13 protein-coding genes and 1 tRNA gene are annotated in these 23,828 nt (G+C 38.6%); 10 read left to right on the forward strand and 4 right to left on the reverse strand.

Annotated features, from left to right (window positions below):
* The first annotated feature begins 62 nt into the window (after positions 1–62).
* Positions 63–461 carry a hypothetical protein gene (locus AC6H4V_RS04120; RefSeq protein ID WP_428730043.1) on the forward strand — a complete coding sequence of 133 codons (399 nt, stop codon included), beginning with the start codon at positions 63–65 and terminating at the stop codon, positions 459–461.
* A 42-nt stretch (positions 462–503) separates the two neighbouring features.
* The gene (thrC, locus tag AC6H4V_RS04125; protein WP_497607574.1) at positions 504–1,976 is read left to right on the forward strand and encodes a threonine synthase; all 1,473 of its coding nucleotides are present in this window, start codon (positions 504–506) and stop codon (positions 1,974–1,976) included.
* 1 nt (position 1,977) lies between these two features.
* Here thrC and AC6H4V_RS04130 read toward each other — a convergent pair whose 3' ends face one another.
* A complete protein-coding gene (locus AC6H4V_RS04130; protein ID WP_497607575.1) occupies positions 1,978–2,739 on the reverse strand; it encodes a pyrroline-5-carboxylate reductase in 762 nt (253 codons plus the stop codon).
* A 50-nt stretch (positions 2,740–2,789) separates the two neighbouring features.
* On the opposite strand from AC6H4V_RS04130, the gene AC6H4V_RS04135 reads away from it, so the two are divergent.
* From AC6H4V_RS04135 to AC6H4V_RS04150, 4 genes are all read left to right on the forward strand, one after another.
* Positions 2,790–4,046: a glutamate-5-semialdehyde dehydrogenase gene (locus AC6H4V_RS04135; protein WP_497607907.1), complete on the forward strand. Its 1,257-nt coding sequence runs from the start codon at positions 2,790–2,792 to the stop codon at positions 4,044–4,046.
* An 85-nt stretch (positions 4,047–4,131) separates the two neighbouring features.
* Entirely contained in the window at positions 4,132–4,467 is a 336-nt protein-coding gene (locus tag AC6H4V_RS04140; RefSeq protein ID WP_428730696.1) for a hypothetical protein, read from the forward strand.
* Positions 4,468–4,475: 8 nt separating this feature from the next.
* Positions 4,476–5,708: a hypothetical protein gene (locus AC6H4V_RS04145; RefSeq protein ID WP_428730697.1), complete on the forward strand. Its 1,233-nt coding sequence runs from the start codon at positions 4,476–4,478 to the stop codon at positions 5,706–5,708.
* A gap of 11 nt (positions 5,709–5,719) precedes the next feature.
* Complete coding sequence (locus AC6H4V_RS04150; RefSeq protein WP_428730957.1) at positions 5,720–6,022, forward strand: metal-sulfur cluster assembly factor; 303 nt, start codon at positions 5,720–5,722, stop codon at positions 6,020–6,022.
* Here the strand turns inward: AC6H4V_RS04150 and AC6H4V_RS04155 are convergent.
* The gene (locus tag AC6H4V_RS04155; RefSeq protein ID WP_497607576.1) at positions 6,019–7,083 is read right to left on the reverse strand and encodes a response regulator; all 1,065 of its coding nucleotides are present in this window, start codon (positions 7,081–7,083) and stop codon (positions 6,019–6,021) included. The genes AC6H4V_RS04150 and AC6H4V_RS04155 overlap by 4 nt on opposite strands.
* A 96-nt stretch (positions 7,084–7,179) precedes the next feature.
* Here AC6H4V_RS04155 and rsmH point away from each other — a divergent pair, with 96 nt between their 5' ends.
* From rsmH to AC6H4V_RS04175, 4 genes are all read left to right on the forward strand, one after another.
* Complete coding sequence (gene rsmH, locus AC6H4V_RS04160) at positions 7,180–8,103, forward strand: 16S rRNA (cytosine(1402)-N(4))-methyltransferase RsmH (protein WP_497607577.1); 924 nt, start codon at positions 7,180–7,182, stop codon at positions 8,101–8,103.
* A complete protein-coding gene (locus tag AC6H4V_RS04165) occupies positions 8,104–8,382 on the forward strand; it encodes a hypothetical protein (protein WP_428730701.1) in 279 nt (92 codons plus the stop codon).
* Between the two features lie 9 nt (positions 8,383–8,391).
* On the forward strand, positions 8,392–11,526 hold the full coding sequence (locus AC6H4V_RS04170) for an efflux RND transporter permease subunit (RefSeq protein ID WP_497607578.1): 3,135 nt from the start codon (positions 8,392–8,394) through the stop codon (positions 11,524–11,526).
* Between the two features lie 186 nt (positions 11,527–11,712).
* A tRNA-Ile gene (locus AC6H4V_RS04175) sits at positions 11,713–11,789 on the forward strand.
* A 2-nt stretch (positions 11,790–11,791) separates the two neighbouring features.
* Here the strand turns inward: AC6H4V_RS04175 and AC6H4V_RS04180 are convergent.
* Together AC6H4V_RS04180 and AC6H4V_RS04185 are read right to left on the reverse strand one after the other, a co-directional pair.
* Positions 11,792–12,469 (reverse strand): hypothetical protein, encoded by a 678-nt coding sequence (locus AC6H4V_RS04180; RefSeq protein WP_497607579.1) that lies wholly within the window; start codon positions 12,467–12,469, stop codon positions 11,792–11,794.
* On the reverse strand, positions 12,470–23,827 hold the full coding sequence (locus AC6H4V_RS04185; RefSeq protein WP_497607580.1) for a helicase-like domain-containing protein: 11,358 nt from the start codon (positions 23,825–23,827) through the stop codon (positions 12,470–12,472). It abuts the gene before it with no gap.
* Position 23,828 lies beyond the last annotated feature (1 nt).

Raw genomic sequence — 23,828 nt, forward strand, 5'->3', positions numbered from 1 at the left:
TGTTTTTTTGATAGAGTGTGATAAAATGACAAAAAAGAGAGATGAGTTTTAAGGAGTCGCTGATGGATAGAGAAAGAGATTTGGATAATCGTAGAAATAACGCTATGTACTATAATCAGCTTTTACGTGAAAATCAAACAAAAAACAAAACAAAAAATAGCTCTTACGAAACAACGTCTTTTGCGCAAAAAAAGGTGGACTTTAGTGATTATCTTCCTGTTATCGTGGGATATGAGGGGATTTTTTATACTTTTTATTTTATTGCTATCCCATACTTCATAGGAGCAGTTTTTCTCTTTTTTGTTGTGGCAGGTGGCAAATTTGAGCATTTTATGCTTTTAGAGTTCAATGCCTTTTTAGTTGTTTGGATGATAGGGTATGAGGTTGTTGCTGCTTTGATACTGATTGCTATATTGCTCTCCTTTTTTAGACACAATGAGACGCAAAACAAGAGACGTTAGAATAATTTGCTATAATTGCAAAAAAAATTTAGGCAGAACAGTATGAACTTTATTCAAACGCGCGGGTGTGACGCAACAAGAGCAAAAAGTGTAACATTTTCAGAAGCTATTTTAAACCCTATCGCCTCTTTTGGCGGTCTTTATGTACCTGAAAATTTACCAGAGTTAGGAGAAGCGTTTTTAAACGAACATTTGAACGCATCATATAAAGAGCTTGCTGCGGCGATGCTTGGGCGTTTTGAGATTGATATTGAAAAAAATGTTATCGATGAAGCGTTAAAGCTTTACGACAAGTTTGATAACCCATCCAACCCCGTTCCTGTAGTAAAAGTTAAAGAAAATCTCTATGTAAGTGAACTATACCACGGCCCAACTCGTGCTTTTAAGGATATGGCACTTCAACCTTTTGGTGTCGTACTCTCATCTATCGCACAAAAAAGAGGCGAACACTATCTTATTCTTGCCGCAACAAGCGGTGATACGGGTCCGGCTGCGCTAGAGACTTTTAAAAATCGTGCTAATGTTCAAGTTGCATGTCTCTACCCTGATGGCGGAACAAGTGATGTTCAGAGACTTCAAATGGTTACGGAAGATGCTAAAAATCTAAAAGTCATAGGCATTAACGGTGTTTTTGACGATGCACAAAATGCACTCAAGAGGCTTTTGGCTTCAAGCGAATTTAAAGCGGCACTTCAAGAGAAAAACATCCTTCTCTCAGCAGCAAATTCAGTAAATTTCGGTCGCATCATTTTTCAAATCATCTACCATATCCATAGCTACCTTGAACTTGTACGCCAAAATGCCATCATTATGGGCGAAAAGGTCTATCTTAATGTACCGAGCGGAAACTTTGGAAACGCACTTGGGGCTTACTACGCATGGAAAATGGGCTTGCCGGTTGAAAAAATTATCATCTCTTCAAATGAAAACAATGTTCTTACTAGACTTATAAAAACAGGAAAGTATGATCTAAGAGATGCTCATGTTGTCAACACAACTTCCCCCGCGATGGATATCCTAAAATCATCCAATGTAGAGCGTATTCTTTATGATATGTTTGGTTACGAGAGAACAAAAGAGCTAATGCAGGATTTGGAGTCTAAAAACTTCTATGAATTAAGCAGTGCAGAACTTGCAGAGCTTCAAAAGAGTTTTGATGCAGATTTTTGTACAGGCGATGAGGGCAAAGCCTATATAAAAGATACGTTTGAAAACAACGGCTATCTTATGGATCCGCACACTGCTACATGTATGAAGTCTTATGAGACATGTTCAAATCCGGCGATAAAAACGATTGCTTACTCAACTGCCGAGTGGACAAAGTTCTCTCCGGTGATAGCAAATGCGCTTACTGGAGAGGTTGATGCGCAAGATATCGTTGCGCTAGAGTCAATCGCAAAAGAGGCAAAACTCTCTATTCCTCCGATGATAAAAGAACTTTTCACTAAAGAGATAGTTCAAAAAACCGTTATAGAAAAAGAAGATATAGAAAAAGAGATACTCAAGTTTTTATAACCTAAGAGAGTTTTTTTGCTCTCTTGTGTGCTTTTTCAATAGCGTGGATACATGCAGCACGAGTTCCGCCATCTTCAAGTGCGCCGTATCCTGCAGCAGTTGTTCCTCCTGGACTCATAACCGCATCTTTTAAAAGAGCAGGGTGAACATCTTGTATGAGTTTTCCAAAACCGTCAAAAAGTCCACGCATGACATCCATGGCATCAGCTCTTTTCATCCCCTCTTTGACGGCTCCATCAGCAAGTGCTTCAGCGATAAGAGCTAGATATGCAGGACCGCTTCCTGCAAGTGCCGTTGCGATGTCCAGCTCTTTTTCACTCCCAAGCCAAAGCGTTGTACCGATTGTTCCAAGAAGCTCCTTTGCCTCCTCTTTGTAAATCTCATCGCCTGTGAGTGTAGTCATGGATTTGCCTACACTTGCAGCGAGATTTGGCATGCAGCGTACGATGGCATAAGGATTTAGATGCTCTCTCAATTTTTTTAAGGTTGTTCCTGCTAAAACAGAGTAGATAACTCTTGCTCTTCCTGTAAGTATGGAAGCAACTTCTTCTACATTGGATGGCTTGACACAAAAAAGAACCGTTTTTTGTTCGATGCTAAAGCTATCAAGAAGTACTTTTTCTACGCTTATGCCAAGCTCTTTTTCAAATTTTTCCAGTTTTTCAAAACTTCTACCTACAACTTCGATTTTGTAGCTCTCCCTTAGCCCTTTAGCAATACTTAGAGCCATATTTCCATTTCCGATAAAAGTTATAGTTTGCATAAAAACGCCTTCATTTTTTTTATGGTAGTATAACATCATCATAAAGAAATATCAAAGAGAAGCGGGTAGAGAGAATGGAGCAATTTTTACAAGAAGCAAAAAACGCAAGCAGAGTTTTGGCAGAGCTTAGCGGTGCTCAAAAAAATAGAATTTTAAAAGAGATGGCAAAAGCACTAAGAGCAAACAGTATGGGGCTTATAGAGGCAAATGCAAAAGATATGGCTGATGGCAAAAAAAATGAGTTGTCGTCGGCTTTGATGGACAGACTTTATCTTGATGAGAAGCGCATTGACGCTATGGCGGTGGCGATAGAAGAGATAGCCGCTCTTAAAGAGCCTGTAGGTCGTGTGCTTGATGGATGGGTTACGGAAGATGGGCTAAAGATAGAAAAAGTTACCATTCCCATCGGTGTGATTGGAATCATCTATGAGTCTCGCCCAAACGTGACGAGCGATACTGCGGCACTCTGCTTTAAGAGTTCAAATGTTTGTGTGTTAAAGGGCGGTAAAGAGGCTGAGAACTCAAACAGAGCTATTGCAGAGGTACTTCAAGGAGTGTTAGAGAAAAACAATCTGCCAAAATCGCTTATTTCGTTGATTCCTGACTCTTCAAGAGAGGGAGTTGCAAAGCTTATAAAGATGGATAAATATGTTGATTTGATTATCCCGCGCGGCGGAGAGGGACTTATACGCTATGTTTGCGACAACGCAACCGTGAGTGTTGTCAAGCATGATAAAGGGCAATGTCATACTTATGTCGATAAAGATGCAAAGCTTGATGATGCGATAAGAATTGCCATCAATGCAAAAGTGCAACGCCCCGGAGTTTGCAATGCCATGGAGACGCTTTTGGTCGATAGTGCCATCGCAAAAGAGGCGTTGCCGCTTTTTAAAACCGCTTTTGATGAGGCGCATACAGAGCTCAAAGGGTGTGCAAATACTCAGGCTATTATCGATGTCGCAAATGCTACGGAAGAGGATTTTGATACGGAGTATCTGGCAAATATCTTAAATATCAGAGTTGTTGAGGGTGTTGAGGGTGCGATAGAGCATATTGTCCGCTTTGGCTCTGGACACTCAGAGGCGATAGTGACACAAAATGTTACAACCGCAGAAAAGTTTTTAAATGCCATAGATGCAGCGGCGGTCTATCTTAATGCCTCTACACGTTTTACCGATGGAGGAGCTTTTGGCTTTGGAGCAGAGGTGGGCATCAGCACAAACAAGCTTCATGCAAGAGGTCCGATGGGCATCGAGGGACTTACAACGTACAAATTTAAAATCTATGGAAGCGGACAAATAAGATAGAGAGTTTTTTTCAATGTTGATACAAATCAACTCTACTTCCTTAAAGTTGCATTACAATTAGAAATATTAAAAATAGGAGTGTGTTATGTCTTTAATTCCAGATGAAGCTACAAAGATAGAAGTAGTAGGTGCAACGGTTGATTTTTTTAAACTTGAAAAAGATGGTGAGAGTACGTACTACTTTGATACATCAAAATGTGGTCCACCAGACCCGATGGTCAATGCAGTAAGTGGTTTGAAACTTATCCAAGGAACGAACGATAAGCTTGTGATGATTAACCATAAAGCACCGGGTGGGCTTTTTGCAAAGCTATCAAGTGATATCTCATATGAGACACAAGAGGTTGAGGGTGGCTTAACGCAAGTTACTTTCTCAAGCAACGGTGCAACAAACACAGATCTTGAAAATATCCGCCACTAGGCAAGGAGATGTTTTCCATTTCGCAAGATTTTGCGCCACCTTTTAAACTTATCTCCCCATTTTTTATCGTGGGGAGCTTCTTCTATTTAGCTGCAGTGCTTTACATATTTTTCATAGGTGCTCAAAATCTCTCTCTTCTTGATACGAAAATATTGGGTTTTGTCCATCTTTTCTTGCTTGGCTTTGTGATGATGACCATTTTTGGCGCAATGGCGCAATTGGTTCCAGTTGTCTTAGAAGTTGGGCATTTTGGGGTTGAACTCTTTTATGCTATTTGGCCGTTACTTGGTATCGGTACTCTCATGATGGCTTTTGGTTTTAGCTATCCTATGTTGCTTCCTTTTGGCGGTGTGGTAGTCCTCATAGCGATGATGATATTTGTGATGGAGATATTTCTCACGATAAGAAAAGTGCAGAAGCTCACCCTTGTTATGAGCAGTGTTCTTCTTGCCAATATTTTTCTCTTTTTAGGGATTATTTTTGGTTTGATTATGGCGCTTGGATATGCTGGTATGGTGCATGTAGATGTCGATGCATTGCTTAGAAGCCATGTTTTTTTAGTGATAGTTGGCTATATCGTAGTTACTATCATGGGCTTGTCTGCAGTTTTGATTCCGATGTTTGGGCTCTCGCATAGCTTTTCTATGAAGCCTCTTAGAAATGCTATGGCTATGATTAGCGTCGCGGCTTTTTTGATAGTGGCGTCTTCCTTGAGCGGCTTCAAACTTTTAGAGTATGCGGGGTATATAGTCTCAGTAGTGGCGATGGTTATCTATTTTTTCTTTGTAAAAGTTATTTATACAACAAGAGCTAGAAAAGAGATAGATATCTATGCAAAATCACTGATTTTTTCTTATATCTCGTTTATGGTCTCTTTGGCTCTTGGTGTTTTATACCTTTTTGGAGCAGGTGAGCCTTTTCTCTTGAGTGCTGGATGGCTTATGTTTTTTGGATTTTTTGCGTTTGTTATTACGGGACATATCTACAAAATCATCCCATTTTTGGTCTGGTTTGAGCGCTTTTCTCCGCTTGTAGGAAAACAAAAAGTCCCTATGCTTGCCGATATGCTCCCAGAAAAGAGTTCATCGGCGCAACTGATTTTTAGTGCAATCGGTGTTGTTGTGGTTACTGTGGCACTTTTACTACAAAATGAGATGCTTATAAAAGCAGGGGCTTCGTTCTTGCTTTTTGGAACGCTAGCTTTTGTGAAGAGTGTTTTTTATATGATAAATTATAAATAAAGGATTAGATTATGTATTCAAAAGAGGAACTATTTTTAGCGATCTCAACTGTTCTTGACCCAGAGGTTGGGTTTAACCTTGTAGAGATGGGGCTTATCTATGATGCTTCATGCGACGCAGATGGCAATGCTTATGTCAAGATGACACTCTCTACAAAAGCGTGTCCCCTGCACCAACTCATTATGCAGTGGGTAAAAGAAGCTGTACAAAAAATGGCAGGCATAAAAAGTGTAGAAATTGACCTTGTTTGGGAGCCGGCATGGAATATCTCCATGGCAGACGATAACGTTAAAAAGGCTCTGGGCAGAGGTTAAATACGGCTTGTATATTCGTTGATCGCTTCACAAACTTGTTGAAGTGATCTTTTGTACTTTCTGAGATTGTTGATGTACTCCATATCTGTTGGATTTGAGAGGCTGTTTTTAAGGTCTATCGCAACTTGATGGAGTTCATCTGCCCCAATATTTGCTGCCACACCGGAGATGTCCAGAAGCATTTTACTTGCATTTGCACTATCAGAGGTGCTAATATACTCTTGAATGATTTTTGCAGAATCTGAGTATTTTGAGATAAAATCGTTTAAAATTTCCAGATAAAACTCTTTGTCACCACCGCAAATCTCCAACCCCATATGTGTGTCAAACTCTTTCAAATCTTCCTCTTCATGCTCGTTAGAGGGGCAGTTTTTACCTTCATTGCCTGTGGTGTAGATGTAGAAGACATCGTAGAGTGCATCCATCTTAAGTGGTTTTTCAAGATGTGCTTCCATGCCGACACTCAGCATATTTCTAACATCATCTGCTGCAGTATCGCCACTTAGAGCGATGACTGGGATATGTTCATAGTTTGGATTTTTGCGAATTGCTCTTGTTGCTTGAAATCCATCCATAACAGGCATATGTGCATCCATAAAAATTATTGAGAAGTTTTTGTTGTTTTCAAGGATGTTAAGCGCTTCTTGTCCATCGTTTGCTATAGTTATCTCAATGCCTGATGTTGACAAAAGTCCAACAATAACTTTTTGATTGATAATATTGTCTTCCGCGATAAGAATTTTTACCCCTCTAAAAATTTCAAAATCCTCTTTTGCTATTTTTCCATGCGGGAGAAGTTCACGTTTTACTCTTTTTGTAACTTGCGGCGCAGAAGATTCAACAGGCTTGCTACGTTCCTCTTCTTTTATCTCTGGCACAACTTTTGGTGTTTTGTGTGTGACTGGAGTTTCTGGTGCGGCAGTTTTGGGCTTGTTTTCATAAATATACCCATTGTCCTCTTTTTTTTGTGATGCTCTCAGAACCAAATAGATGACCACAAGACTTACGGTTGCGATTGTGCCAATGATTTCAATGTAGTACGTGTTGATGAAACTTTGCATTTTTGCCCGCTTTTTTTTCTTTATAATACACTAAGAAAAATTAAACTTTACAAAGTTGCTGTATAATCATAGTAAAAAATAGTCCGTAGGTAGGGTATGCAAGCAGTTCCTCATGTTCCAGTTCTTTATAGAGAGGTAGTAGAAGCTTTTAGTGAGATAGAAGATGGGATAATCATTGACTGTACGATGGGGTACGGCGGACACTCCTCGCTGCTTCTTGAAGCAAATCCTCACATAAAACTCATCGCAATAGACCAAGACCAGAGTGCTATCGACTTCTCAAGCGCAAGACTTGAGCCTTATAATGAGAGAGTTGTTATAAAAAAAGGGCGTTTTGCTTCACTGCTCAAAGAGATTTTGCAAGAGTATGAACCTAGTCAAATCAGAGGAATTTTGGCAGATATTGGTGTTTCATCACTCCAGCTTGACCAAAAAGAGAGAGGATTCTCTTTTTCAAGCGATACCCTTGATATGCGGATGGACAAAGATGCGCCGCTTAGCGCATATAATGTGGTAAATGAGTACTCACAACGTGATTTAGAGAGGATTTTTTTAGAGTACGGTGAGCTTGGAAACTTTAAAAAAATAGCATCTTTTATTGTGCAAAACCGCCCGTTTCTAACAGCAAAAGAGCTCTCCGATGCACTAAAACCTCTCTTGCCACCTGCAAAGAAAATCCACCCTGCCACCTTGCTTCTCCAAGCTATCCGCATAGAGGTTAACAACGAGTTGGGTGAGTTAGAATCACTCTTAGATACGATAGAAGCGGCAAAATTTCCAAATGCTACTGTAGCGATTATCTCTTTTCACTCTCTCGAAGATAGAATTGTCAAAAATAGATTTAGCCAGTGGAGCAGGAGTTGCATCTGCCCGCAAGAGGCGATGCGTTGTACTTGTGGCAACAACCACTCTTATGGAAAAATCATAACAAAAAAACCGCTTATGGCTCAAGATGATGAACTAAAAGCAAATCCAAGAAGCAGAAGTGCCAAAATGCGTATATTTGAGATGGATATATAGATGGGTCACAAAACAGAACTTTTAAATGAAGTAGATGATGTTATCAATCCAAAAAAAGAGTTGGATTTAAACTACTTTTTTTACGTAGTACTTAGTGTTTTTTTTGCTATTGCGCTACTTTTTCCAAAGATATATATCCAACAGCAGATTTACTTTACAAGCAGAGACATCGCAAAGCTTAAAGGCGAGCATGATACGCTTAAAGAGGAAAACAGGCTTATACAGAGCTCTGTTGAAGAGATACGATTTAAAAATCAGATTCTTGACACACTATTTTAAAGGGTTGTGATGCTACGACGTTTCTTAGAGTTTGCTATAGATAAGCCGCTTCTCAACCATATCTTTTTGACGTTTATCTTTGTACTTTCTGTATTTGCCTACATAAACATCCCAAAAGAGATTTTTCCGCCTATGAATATGGATAAAGTGACCATTTCTGGCGGCTACGTAGGCACTTCGGCAGATGTTTTGGACAAGATGGTCGTCAAAACGATTGAGGATGATTTACAAAATATCGCAGAACTCCAAACCATAAAAACAACCATCAAAAATGGCTCTTTTTCTATTATTGCTGACATCAAACCTGGTTCACAAAATATCAATGTTTTAAATGATGTCAAAGATATCGTCGGAAGTGTTAAAAAAGATTTACCCGCTGATATGGCAGAACCTATCGCTCAGGTAAGGCTTCATACCTTTCCATTAGCACTTATCGCATTGGCGGGAGAGAGACCAAAAGAGGAACTTTTAGCACGAGCAGAAGAGCTCAAAAGTGAGCTGAGCAAGTTTAAAGAACTCAGCGAGATAACTATTCGAGGAGATGCAGAGGAGGAGCTTGTTATCAACATCAATGAGCAAAAAATCCTAGCGTATGGGCTGCAACCGGCTTTAGCGATAGAAGCTATCAAAAATATCAGCTCCGTTTTTCCCATAGGAACGATAAAAGAGCGTGGTTCTCATCTCTATATCTCAACATATAATGGGGAGAAAAACAGAGAAGCGATTCAAGAGACGCTCATTGGTGTTGGTGGAGTCAAGGTACGCATAGGCGATATTGCAGATGTCTCTTTTGAGCTGAGTGATGAGTCGGAACTCTCGCACTATAACGGAGTGAGAAATATCTCTATCAATGTGGCAAAATCACACGAGGGCAATGCTATAGCGTTGGTTAAAGAGGTACGTGCGCTTTTAAAAGAGCAAGAAAAACTTCATCCAGAGCTTCAGTATGAGATTTATGCAGATACCTCGGTGTGGATAAAAAACCGTTTAAATACAGTTTTCGCAAATATTGCTTTTGGACTTGCTCTTGTCTTTTTAGCGATGCTGCTTTTTATCAACTCTGGGATTGCCATCGTTGTTGCTGTTGGGATTCCTGTGAGTTTGATGACAGGACTTATCGTCACGGAGGTCATGGGCGATAGTCTTAACATGCTCTCCCTGCTTGGAGCTCTTATAGCCCTTGGTATGCTTGTGGATGAAGCCATCGTCGTTGCTGAAAATATCTACCGACACCTAGAAGAGGGAATGGAGCGGCGAGAAGCGGCGATTGTAGGGGCGATGGAGATGTTTCCGGCAGTTCTTACTGCAACACTCACTACTGTTTTTGCTTTCTTGCCGATGTTGCTGCTTAGTGGTGAGATGGGGATGTTTATCAAAATCATTCCTATCATGATAACGGTACTTTTACTCTCCTCTCTTTTTGAGGCATTTTACTTTTTGCCTCTTCATGCACATGACTTTTTAAGAGTGGCGCACAATGAGAGTTTTACAAAAAAACTTTGGGCAAAACTCTCCTCTTGGCATAACGCTGTTTTGCACTTCTTTTTCAAAAGAAAATGGCTCTCGCTTATCGTGATGGTTGTAACAATCCTCTCTTTAACGGCAGTAATGCTCAAAAACTCTAAGTTTCAGCTCTTTCCAGATTTTGATACCACGCAGGTTTATGTTTATGGCAAGGTCAATGTAAACAATGAACTTGAAGATACCGAAATGATAGTTACAGAGCTTGAAAATGAGCTTTTGAAGCATATAAAAGGTGATGCTATCTCCTCCATCACATCTGTCATCGGTTTTAAACTTGATGCTAAAAATGTGGTAGAGACGGGTGAGCATCTTTTTCATATTTTCATCGACCTAAGCGAACGTGCGCCAGAAAATGTGTTTGATAAATATATCAGTCCCTATCTCTCCATAGAGTATGATGCGGAGGTGCTCAAAAGAGGGCGAGACGCAAGAGAGATAGCAAAAGATGTAGAAAAAGTTGTCGCACCTTTTTATGAACTTAAAAAAGAGGAAAATCTAGTTTTTGAAGAGCTTGTTGTCAAAGTTCCAGGGGCGGGGGTTGTCGCTTCGGATGTAGAGATTAGCTTGAGCGCAAAAGAGGAGCAAAAAGTAGTGCGTGGAGTAGAGGAACTCCAAGAGGCTTTAAAGGCGATAGAGGGTGTCAGTAATATAGCTAATGATGCCACTCTGGGCGAAAAAGAGCTAAAACTGCGCATCAATGAGTACGGACAACAGCTTGGGTTCAATGAAGAGCTTATTTCAAGAGAGTTGCGCTCCTACTATCTCAAAGGCGAATATGGCAAGATGTTCAATGAGAGCGGACTTGTACGCATCAAGATAGAGAGTGGCATCAACCAGCAGATAGACTCCATCAACAGAGTTGAGGTGCAGATACCCTTATCAGATAGATTTGTACTCTTACGTGAGGTGTGTGATTTTGTCATGACACAAGGTTTTGTTGCACTTCAAAAAGAGAATGGCGTGCGCATCAGAACAGTAATGGCTTCACTGGACAAAAAAAAGATAACATCTGCAGAAGCGATGCAAAAACTCCAACCAACATTTGCAAAACTAAGGGATGATGGCTTTGTCATAGATATAAAAGGCGAAGAGAAGGAGAACGCAAAAAATAAAAAAGAGATGCTCCAATCTGCACTCATCGCCATTTTTCTTATCTTTATAACGCTTGTTTGGCTTTTTGATTCGATTAAAAAATCGCTCATAGTTATCAGCACCATCCCTCTTGTGTTGCTAGGCGTCTTCTTTGGACATATGGTAATGGGCATCAACCTCACAATGCCAGGGATGATAGGCGTAGTAGGGCTTGCTGGGGTCGTTGTCAATGATGGTTTGATAGTAGTAAGTTTTATCAAAAATGCAAAAAATACAGAAGAGTTGATGCAGATGGCACAAACAAGATTGCGCCCGATTCTCTTAACATCACTCACCACTGTTTTAGGGCTCTCTACGCTTATCTTTTTTGCCTCAGGACAAGCTATGATACTTCAACCCATGGCAATCTCTCTAGGCTTTGGCATAGCATGGGCAACGCTCCTCAACCTTATCTATGTACCGCTCCTCTACGCGGTAGTTTTCAAAATCAAAGACGCTGACAAATCAGAAAAATCTAAGGTGAGCTAAAGTATAATTCCGCCCTACAAAGCAGTATCTTCTTTGTGTAACAAGTGGGTTCTTAGCTCAGTTGGTTAGAGCTCCCCGCTCATAACGTATTAGTGGAATTTCCACAAAGTGCGTCTGTAAGGTGGCTTAGTAGGTGTTAGTTTTTTATGGGTACCGACTTGGGTACCGACTTCTTTTTTCATTGATGGGCTTTTAACTCAGCTGGTTAGAGTCCCCCGCTCATAACGGGGTTGTCGCAGGTTCGAGTCCTGCAAAGCCCACCATCTTATGAAACACTTTCCGCAGTTTGCATCTCAATAGCTTTTTTCTGTTCCTCTTTCATCAACCGTTCTAATTGTTCAACAGTCATAGAATTCAACTCATCAGCACTATAATTTCCATTCGCATTAAATATAACCGTATCAGGACTTTTTCCAAATCGTGACTCTTTGGCGAGTTTATGTATCTCTGAACTTGCTTTGATGTCAGCTTGTTTCACTTTCGTAATATCTTTTTTCACTTGATTACTCAGAACAATGCTGGAGAGCATAGAGTTCTTAAATAGCTGCGCATCAAAGTAATCAGCCTGTACAGATGCAAGCAGTGTCATATCTGTTTCTATGCGAGCTTGTAGCTGTGCATTGTCACTTCCTATGTCCAATATACCATCTACTTCTAAGTCTCCTTTCTTACTCACGCCATAGTATTGATTGAGCTTGTTTTTCATCTCATCATAAACAGAGGTCGCTTCTAATTCCTCTCGTAACTTCTTTGCAGTAAGAGCAACTTTGCCAGACTTAGAACCCTGCAACCAAAGCCCACCATACTCATCTCTATCGTCATTCTTCCAATCGCTCAAAGTAGAGACGCTTACCGCCTCATCTTTGCTAATGTCGGTAAGTGACTTGTTCATAACTTCAAACAAAGCCCTACATCTAAAACGAATCTCTAAATCATGTGCCATTTATTTATCCTCAAATTTTTTAAGTTCTGTTTCTAAAGACTCACTTACGCCTTTAAAAATATCTGTTCGTGCTGCATACGCATCATTAATAAGTTTCTCTTTTTCTGCTCTACTTAAATTTTTATCATAAGTGATATGCTCTACACTGTTTTTAATCTGAGTCAGAGTTTGTCCGTAGCTTTTCATAAGTTTACTCACTTGCACATACGCACCTTTCTCCTCTTTACTCATATACTCAGTGATGTTTTTTCCATCGTCAAGAAAAGCTTTTTTCTTTTTAGCTTCAAAACTTGCTTTAACACCACTTGCTTTTTCCATAAGCTTGTAATACTTCTCGCTATAAATAGTTCTCGGTTCAGCCTCTTTACCTCTAAAACGATGTATCATAAACTCTAAGGCATTTTTTGCAAAAGGTCGCTCACCCCAATCTTTTTCATTCCAAAGAATATTCTCAGTTGTCTCTTCTAGCATTTTTGCAGTAAGTCCAAGATACCCATCAACATAGTGTTGCGTTAGTATCGGACTAGCGCCTGTTAGTTTGCCAAATTCTTTATAAAGCAGTGGAGTGAAGTTCATGTATTGGTCGCTCTTATCATCCAAGTTTTCAAGATAGCTAGGGATGATGTCTCCTCCTGTCCAGTTCTTATTTGTCATGTGCTCAAGTACTGGTTGAAACAATCCGCTCACATCCCCAATGCTAAACATAGTTTTTACACCCCAAACAAAATCCTCCGCAGCATCTTTACCATGTTTCGTATAAACACCGTCTGCAACAATCTCAGGCATAGTTGCAAATGCAAAACCAATATCGTATGGACGAGGTATTTTTATATGTTCATCACCTATAAAAAAGTGCCAATACATAAGCTTACTATCACGAGTAAGTTTTTTATATCTCTCATCATCCCTATTTTGCAACCATAGAGCAAGTGTAAGCCCTGTTAATATTCCACCTATGACATAAAATTTTAGCTTATGCGCCTGTAGCTCTCCCATCTGATTTGCAAACTTCACTGCATTTGAGAGTTTCATCTCCCCATTAAGCGAGAAAATTCTTCTTGCCGTTTTATCTAAACCGTTAATTGCAGCTTTCATAAATGGAACAGTTGCTAAAAATCCAGTCCATGAGCGATTGCTTCCCTTGATGGTAAAGTCTGTACTCACTTCATTACCCTCAAAAGCTCCTTGCATATTACTTTTTCCGCTCTTTGTGCTAAGAGCAAACTCTCCAACTCTTGTGCCGTACTCAAAAACATCAGCACCATACGCCATTGCACTTAGAAGTTTGTGGATCACTTCAAACCCACGGTTCACTTTTAGCATTCCCATAGCATCCGCTTCACCGCCTAGAGTAGTTCTTCTCGTTCCATAACCGCCGCCGCTTGCCATAAACGCTTTATATACATCTGATTTCGTCACAAAGTGATACATACCACTTACAGAAGTCATAACAGGTACAAAATTATTTTTAGAGAGTACCGTTGCACTCACTGTATCTCTTGCAAAGTTTGTAAAGTAAAAGAGTGGATTATTTGTAATATTCCAAGTCATTACATTTTTAGCCATCATCAAGCCCTGCACAAAACCATTATAGTTTGCACCGCTAAAAGAGGTAAGACTATCAACAAGCCCAGCATCATGTACTTCAAAGTAAACTTTTTTATCGTTTATAATTACCGTCTCAATATATCCTGTTTGAGAAGTAGGTTTATGTCCGTGTGTCCAAAATTCTAACGCAGACGGATTGTCAAGTAAGTTTTGCTCTATCTCGTTTACATCTACAATCACATCTGCATCTATGCTTCCGCTAAATATCATCCCATCTTTTGCAACAGTCACACCAAGTTCTGCCATAAGTCTTGCTACTTTTTTCGCTTGCTGTGCTATGTCTGATTTTACAAGTTTGTTTTCTGCACTCACTTTGGTTGCAAACACTCCACCCATGTCACTATCATCAAGCATCTTAAAAAATACAGATTTCCCTCGGGAAATTATCGCTTGTTTGATGTTGCTCTCTAAGCCGTTGATGATGTTCTCCATGATGTTGCCAAGAGAGTGTGTTCCTCCTGTAAGTCTTTGTCCTATCTTCGCTGGAGGTACTGCTCCATTTTGTACACTCTCTGTAACCCTATGAAAAGGCACATAGTTTTTATTCATCTCTTGAAAGTTCTCTTTTTGTGAAGAGGTAATCAAGTTCATAGCGACATAAAAGTCCAGCATACCATCGTTAAATGTTTGATACTCTTCAAAGATAGTCTCAAACTCAGGATATTTTTGTGCGAGTGCAAGTCCTGCTTTTATCTCATCTTTAGTAATAAGTTTTTCACGCCCTTGCCCCATAAGTTCATCTGCTCTTTTAGCTACAAGATAATCCGACAAAAGTCTCACACGCTCTTCAGATACTTTTGTCGCAGGAGCAAAAATATCATTCAATGCTTTACCGCTGTAAGTTAAGTCTCCGCTTGCCATCACCGTAGGCACTCCAAAGTGCATAGCAGAGTGCATTAAAGAGCTTGCATGTTCTGCAAGTTGGAGTATCTTATAAGGGCTATTGAGTGCATCTGCTGCAACATCTCCACGAATCTCAGCTTCGATACGCTTGATGCTATGAATTTTATCTATTGCACCTTGTCTTATCTCTTTGCTTATTTGTGCCTTACTTCTTTGCATCTTCTTCGCTGTTGCGTTTAGCTCTCCGCCTTGCTTACTTCTAAGGCTTGCATCCGCACCTTGATAATAAAATTGGTGCATCCCAGTTTGTAGCATCTCCATTTTAAATTGAAGATTTCTATCTTTTGCTAAACGAGCTTCAAAATCTTTTACCATGTTTGGCGCTACGAGAGTAAGAGTATTGTAATTTGTAAGCCACAAACGAACAAACTCAGCAAATCCCTCGCTCAATACTTTTTTAGGGTCTGTAGTGTAGCTAAGAGCTTTTACTTCTACTTTGTTTTTCAGTATCACACCTCTAAAGAAACTATCTTTTGCAGTTTTACTTTTGTTGTTGAAAAAGAAGTCCAAAAAGTGAGCCATCTCATGAGCCATCACTTCAACATCGCTGTAGTTTTTCACACGAATTGCACTGTCTTTTCTTTGGTAAACACCTAAAGCACTCTTGCCTTTTATCTTTCCATCATAAAGTCTGTTCCCTACAATTTCACTCAAATAGACACGCAGACTATCTGCGTTTATAGGCTTATCCAGAGTAGGAAGCTGTATCTCTCTTTTGCCAAGCATAATAGTACCGCTCAAAGGACGAGTAGGAATACCGCTCACGGAGTAGTTAGGAACATAGTTCACACCAGCCTCATCATACCCATTCGCACGAGCATAAAGATTTGTTTCGTCTATTTGCTGCTCTTCTTTTGGTGTTGGAAGTTTTGAGTAAGAAACGGTGGACTCTTCTATGGCTTCTTCTGTCGCAGTTTTTTTATCAGGGTTTGCTGCATCACTTATAGCTTTTTTTACATCATTGAGTTCTTTCTCTGTCTTATCGAGTTCAGTTTGCTTTTCAAACTTCCCATCTTTACTATTTTTCAAAGACTCTAACATCTCTTGCTTTAATGGTAACTCATTCGTGTAAGACTCAAACATATCACTGTAGTTATTCATCTTATTTACAAACTTCGTACCTAGACCATCTATACTTTGCCCTGTATATGTATATTCCAAAATATTAGGAAAAAGAGATTTAAAATTAATCTTTACACCATCCGTTGTAGCGGAGTATTGAATCTCTATTTTTATATCTCCTATTTTACCAACCTCTTTAGGATTGATTGCTTTTGCGTTTATATATTTTGTAATAACATCATAGAGTGCTTCGCCTATCTCTTTTCTTGTCTCAACTGTTTTATCATCAATAACGATTTTGTTATTCCCAATCTCTTGTCTATCTTTATCAAGATTTATTAACGACTCTTTGAGATATTTTATTCTCATCTCATGTTGTTTTATATCAGATGCTTTTTGCTGATTTGCTAGTTCCTGCCCTCTTGCAATGCGTCTTAGTTTTTTGAGTTGTTTTTCAAGTCTCATTTTATCTATCAAAAGAGGATTACCACTTGCTTCGGCTTTTATTCTCTCAGCAAGTTCGCTGTTGCTCATCTCTTCTATATCTACTTCACCGTCCATAGAGCCATTATAAAACTGCTCTATAAACTTTGCTTTGTTCTGTAAAATCTGAAAGTTCATAGCATCAAGTGTTCTTTTTGTGAGGTAATGCACTATCTCAATTTCAAACCCCTCTATCGTTTTTAAGAGTTCATTCCCTTGACGAATAATCCTGCCATTGCGCTGTTCAAGTTCCGCAGGAGTAAATGGTATATCTATGTGGTGTACAGCTATAAGTCTCTTTTGTACATTCATACCTGTTCCTAGTTTTTTCGTGCTACCGATTACTATGCGTATTGCACCGCTATTTACAAGCTGACCAAGTTTCTCTTTTTTCTCTTTTGTATCGAAATCGTGAATAAATACTACTTCATTTTCAGGAACTCCAAGTTTTACAAGTTTTGATTTCATATCAGAATAAACACTAAAGCTTCCATTGAGCATATCATCAATCTCTTCATCGTTATATTCACTAAGTGCTTTTTGTGCGTCCTCATTCCCTTCATCTGCTTTTCTTATCAACTCTTCAAGTTTTGCTTTTGTATCTTTGCTTTTTGGTACACCCTTATCACTAAATATAAGTTGCGTTCCCTTGACACTATCAAACTCTTTGTATTTCTCAAAAACTTTAGCAACTGCAAGATTGACTTTAGAGTTTGGAGTATCTTGAAAACTGCTATTAATCAGTCGCATATCTATAGCCATCTTTGCACCATCGCCAAAAACTGCCAAATGGTTATCTGGGTTATCTTTACTAAAACTCTCTATTCTTTTTATGAGTCCAAGATTAAATTCTATTTGCTCATCACTAGGCTCTGCATACACCTCTGTAACCTTACCGTTTTTGAGTGGAGGAAGTTTAAAGTTTACATCACTTTTTTTGATGTCATTATTTGTAACAGTATCTATAAACTGTCTTGTTGTTTGTATGAGTGTTGGGAGGTTTTTAAACTCTTTGAGTCTAGTAACCTCTTTAAGTCCACCTGTGCTTGTAAGCTCTATCTCTGTAGTTTGCTCTGTATAGTCTTTTGCCCACGCATCAAAGTGATATATCCCCTGTGCTTTAAGCTCATCCGCTTGAAGATATTTTTGAAGTAGATAGAGTTCTGGCAAAGTATTTGTAATCGGTGTTCCTGTCATAAATACAACCGTTTTATGAGGATTGCTTCTAAGTAGATATTGGGTTTTAACATAAAGGTCAAAAGCTCTTTTGCTTCCGCTTGTATCTGGCATCCCTTTAATGCTTCCCATGCTTGTGCTGTAAACAAGTTTTTTAAAGTAGTGTGCCTCATCAACTATGATACCGTCAATACCAAGTTTATCAAACCCTAAAATATCATCTTTACTTGCATCTTGAAGCTTTGCAAGGTTTGTTTCAAGCTTCTCTATAGCTAACTGTATTTGTCGCTTACTTCTCCCTTTTTCTTTATAGTCCAAATTAGAATCTTCAACCTCTTTGAGTGCTTCTTGCAAGCTGTATATCTCATCAAGTACAAGTTCATTTTGTAGCTCTAAAGGATTTTGAAGATTCATCATCTGTTCATGAGAAAGAACAACAGCATCATAATCGCCTGTAGCAATAGAACTCAAAAGCATTTTTCTATTTGTTGCAATAAAGTCACTATCATTAGGCAAAAGTATCTTTGCATTAGGATATGCCATTCTAAACTCTCTCACATACTGAGGAACAACAGATTTAAGAGTGACTATGAGTGGTTTTTTTGCTTTACCAAGTCGTCTCCACTCCATAGCGATTATCTGAGAAGTAAGTGTTTTTCCACTTCCCACGGTATGATTTAAAAGCATAGCGTTTGCACCAAATACCGATTTATAAACAGCACTTACTTGATGGTTTCTAGGGGTAAACCATTTGATATTAGGGATTGTATATTTTCCGATGATGTCCTCAACATTTTTTTCTACAAATCTATTTTTTATCTCATTATAGTGTGATACGAGGGTGTCTCTTCTGGTTGCATCTTGAAACACCCACCCCTCGAACTTCTCTTTTAGAAGCTGTACTTGTGAATTTGCAAAGTCTGTTCGTTCTTCATCAAGAATGGTTTTACCGCTCACAACATCTTTATACGTAACTCGTAGCATCTTATTGTTGAGCGCAGAATCAAGTATTGCATTGTTCTCAACACGACTTGCAGTAAAAGGGAAGTTTCCGCTATAGCCATTGATAAACCACTTTGCAGTTGCAGAACTTTGGTGTGCTTCATAGTTTCTATATCCGAGTTCTTCACTCATAAATTGTCTGATGTATTTTGCATCTATCCAACTCTGACCGATTTCAACTCGTATATCTTGAGCTTCCAAGTTTTTTGGTATTACTTCAAGAAGTGCTTTTTTATGAAAATCATCTATTGTATTTTCAAGTTTAGTTTTTACATCACCACTTAAAAAATCATCTTTTGTAACCCATCCTGCATCCACATCGTAAAATATAGTACCAAGAAGTTCATCTATTAGAGACTCTTGTGTCTTATCTGATATTTGAGCCATATACTCTAAATCAACATTCCCTTTTTGATTAATAGCAAACTCTAAAGCTTCTTTTGCGTTTGTTGTTTTGATGTCGGTTTGTGGACGTATGGTTCTTGTTGTAAGTATGTCTGCTTTATTCCAGCTTTCATCTTGTGGCTCTTTCCCTACTTTGTTGTCAGCTTTTATCTCTGGCTTGTAGTTCTCCTCAAGTGTTGCTACTAAAAATCCGTCTTTATCTTTTGTGATTTGACTTCGTGTCATAACCTTATTTAATGCACCATTCTTTTTAACCCACCCATCATAGAGACTATTCACCTTTGCTCTTTGAGTCTCTACCTCTTTGTCGTTAAGTGTAGTGTCAAGTTGCATACTCACAAGCTTTAAAAGCTCATCCCTAAGAGCTATAAATTGTTTTGCTTTTGCAGGAGTAAGAGATAGCTTCTTTTGAGTGACACCCTCTCCATCTTTAATATTTACAAATACGCTTTCACCCTCTATATACATCACGCTAGGCTTAAAAGAGTGTGACTTCTTATGCTCTTGAATTGTTCCATCACTTGCCAAAATATCTTTAGGAAGCGATGTTATAGCCTCTGATAGTTGTGTTTCAAAATCTCCGTTGGCTTTAAGTTCGCCGCCACGGTAGCCTTTAACCCAATTGCCCAGAAGCATTTTAGGATTATCTATAAAGTATTGGTTTATTTTAAATCCGTTAAGAGTTCCTTTTGTAGCCCATAATTTAGGATTTTCAATATTTGTGTCACTCTTCTTTTGAAAAACAACGATGTCTGTAGTTACTTTTGTGCCTGTCTCTTTAAATGCGTCTGATGGAAGTCGGATAGCACCTATGAAGTTTGCTTTTGCATTAATGAGTGAGATTGTCTTTGCATCAAGATTGTCCATAAAAGAGGAAGAGATTACAAAGTTTAAAATTCCACCCTCTTTGAGTGCATCCAAACCTTTTACTACAAAGTAGTTATGAGCTGAGAGAGTGTTATACTCTTTTTTATTTTTATCATAAAGCTTGAACTCTCCATAAGGAGGATTGCCAATAACCATATCATGCGTACTGTCATAGTTTGTCTCTTCAAACCCTAAATTTCTTGCATTGATATTTTCATAGAGTGCAGCAGCTATCTTATATGTTGTTGGATCTATCTCTATGCCATTAAAAGCAACTTTACCTTTGAGGTTTTGCGGTAACAATCCTATAAATCTTCCCACTCCCATAGACGGCTCTAAAACAGTTCCACCCTTAAATCCAAGATGTGATGACAAATCCCACATACTTTGAGTAATTTTAATAGGTGTGTAGTACGCATCAAGCTGTCCGCTCTTTACATTCTTAAGTTCATCAGCTGTAAGTAAACCCTCAAGAAGCCTAACTCTCTCACTCCATCCATCAACTATTTGCCCGTTTAAATCTCGAAATGCTTTACCAAGTCCGCCAAAACCTGTATATTTTGAGAGTGTTGCTTTTTCATCTTTTGTGTAGTGCTGTTTGTTTTGTTTAAGAAGTTTAATTGCTTCGATGTTTGCTACAAAGCGTCCCACTTCGCCGCTTGCATAAACATCATTTTGAGAGATTATATGTTGATTTTGTGTATCTACTCTTCCACTGGAAGATGGTCGTTTGTCACTATCTCCCTTGCTTCTATCAGGTTGTACCCCTGTGTTAGATAACTCTCCATCTCCTCTAACATCACTTTTGACTTTGATTGGAGATAATGACTCAGTGTCTTTTGTTGTGACATCCTGCTCAGTTCCGCTTTGCTTAGGTTCAACTCCAACATTTCCTTGAAGTTGCTCAAGTATTGGCTCTTTTGTTCCGCTGTTAATGTTTGCATTGTCTTGTACCTCTTGTTTAATTATATCACTATTTGAGTCTCTATTTCCACCAAATAAATGCTCTGCCTCAGCATCACTTAAATACTTATCAGGATTATCTTTTTCATCCTGTTCCTCTGCATCTAAAGCTGCTTGTATTTTTGCAGTGCTTAAAATATCTATATATTCAACTTCATCTTTTTTAAGTTCAAACGCTGAATTTCCATCACTAAGCGTATATCTATTTACTGCACCCCTCTTAGTTTTTACAACATCAGTGAATCCCTCAGCAAAAACTTTATCTAAAAACTCTTTTCGTGACATATTTTCTTTTTTATATCTAATTTGCTGTCCATCAAGCATTTTTATAAGAGAGTCTATATGTTTCTTTTGAGCAACATCTTTACTTGCCTTATCTCTCTCTTCTAAAAACTTTGTATATCCGCCATCAAAGAACTTATCAATAGCCTCTGCACTTGCCTTTCTTGTTTTTCCAAAGTCTATACTTCGTACAGCTTCAATCCCTTTTTTATACTGCTCAAACCCTATACCAAGAACAAGACGGCTATGTATTCTCTCCATATTTCCACTATCAAAATCATTAAGCATCTCATCAAAAGTATTTTTAAAATGCTCTGCATAAGCACTTCTTAGCTCTGTTTCATCTTTATACTTAGCTATTTTATTTTGATATTGAGGGCTCTCCTCTCCGTACTGTTCTTTAACTTCATCTAAATATTTATAGTCATCCTTGATACGCTTTGAAATGTATGTATCTCTAATTGTATTTATTTTAAGTGTATCATCACTACTAAACTCTTTTTTAGTTTCGGCATGTGGAACTGCATCAGGATCTTCCTTTATGTCCCCGACATTAGTGTCAGTAACATCCAACTTTGCCTCTGGCTCAAGCGTTACTTTATTATTAAAATCTTTTGCATCAATCCCAAAATATTTTTGAGTAATTTCATTTTCTGTTTTTGAGAGAGGAACTTTTACGAACGCTTTCGTTCCATCTGAGGTTATAAAACGAAACTTATCTGCACTGCTTCCATCATATTGTACTACATCGCCTTTTTTTAAATCTATCTCGGGAATATCAACTTGCATAGTGAATTGTTTTAATTGTGGTGTCTGCATGTCTGTAACATCCAGCTTTGCCTCTGGCTCAGGCTCACCAATACGAGGTTTTTCTATTGTCGGAGTAGGGCTTACAACTGGTTTGGCATCCATGCTTGCCACTAAATCTTCTAGTTCAAACTTCTCATCAGTCGTAAGCTCATCATCTGTTTTTTGTTGCAACTCTTGAAGTCGTGCCATATCTATTGTTGATGTGGTAGGTGTCTGTACAGCATTAGGCATTTCCTCAACCCCGTGAGGCTTTAATTCTTCATTCGTAGCTATGCTTTGTTCTAAAGCTTTAAACCCTACATCTATTGCATTAAGACCGCCCTTATCGCTAACATCTAATCCATTCGCTTTCGCTTGATTTACAACTTCTTCTTGAATAGCGACACTATCCTCAGCCTCTACAGGTATAGTATGCTCAGGGTGATTAATAAGTAAGTTTTGAAACTCATCTTGAATGGTTTTTACTTTATCGTTCAGATTGTTTGAAAAGTTTATATACCCCGCATCATCTACAGTAGCTACTAATCCGCTTCCCATCATCTGCTTATTATAAGCATCTTGCATATAAGTCTCTCTTGCAGTGTCTTTACGTTCAGGAGTAAGCTTATTAAATACTACAGAACCTGCCTCCGCACTTCCTTTCATAGCGCCACCCATAGTTGCGCCTAAAAATGCAGAAAATTTAGCATCATCAGATGTAGCTATTTGTGCAATACTTTTAGCATCTTCTTTTTGAGTTAGATGCTCTTGACTGACTGCCTCTGAATACTCTTGTCCACTCTCAAATAAAGCACCCTCAGCAATTCCGCCTGCAACACCTGCTCCTGTTTTTGGTTTCGTAGATTTAATAGTTTTTCCTAAAACTTTCATTCCAAATCGTTCTGCTAAAAGTATGGCTGACTGTGTTGTTATAGCCTCAGCATACCAAGCAGCATCAGGTTTATTGCCATTATTATTTTTTATGTACTCATCTTCAAATTTTGATACTCTTGCAGCTATCGCCACACCTGTAGAGGGTAAATTCATCAGCTGCACTATTTCACCACTACTATCAGCCAAAACAGATGGTAACTCCATAACAGATTTTGAAGTTGCTGTGAGATAATCTCCATTCTCCCAATCTTTTTTAATATCATTCATAGAATCTTTATCTTTAATTCTATTGTTTTGAGAATATCCAACTATGAAATCCGCTTCATCTTGAGTCAATGCTTTTACATCTGGTATCTTTGAAGCTAGTCCATTTGCACCAACTGCCTCTAAGCCTCTTTTACCAAACTTACTGACTGCTCTTGCAGACTCCACTGATTGCTGTGTTAAAGAAGATTGTATTTGGTCTAGTATGTTACTATCATCAAACTCTGGTTTGTACTGAACATCTAGTTTTATATCAGGAGCTTTCAAATCAATATTTGAAGCAGTAAGTGAGTTTGGAATTAAGTAATCATTTTTTACTGTACTCTCTTGTTTTACAGTGGCGGTACTTGCAGTCAATGGAGTAGGAGAGTTCGCTCCAAATTCATTCATAGCTCCATCAATAGAAACATTTGCAGATAATGGATTAGGTTTAAATGCCTCTTGTAATGCACTTGCACTTTTGGCAATAGTGTCGCTCACATCAAAATCAAGCTGTGCATTCATAAAATTATTTTTTATGACGGCTTGTTTCTCTGCATCGAGTTTTGAGAACTCTTCGTCTGCCATCTCTCTGTCAAAGTAATTATTGGCGATTGTCTGTTTTTTTTCTAAGTCAAGTGATTGAAAATCTTTGTCGGAGAATATGTCTATTTGTTTCAAG

Source organism: Sulfurimonas lacustris, assembly GCF_059705355.1.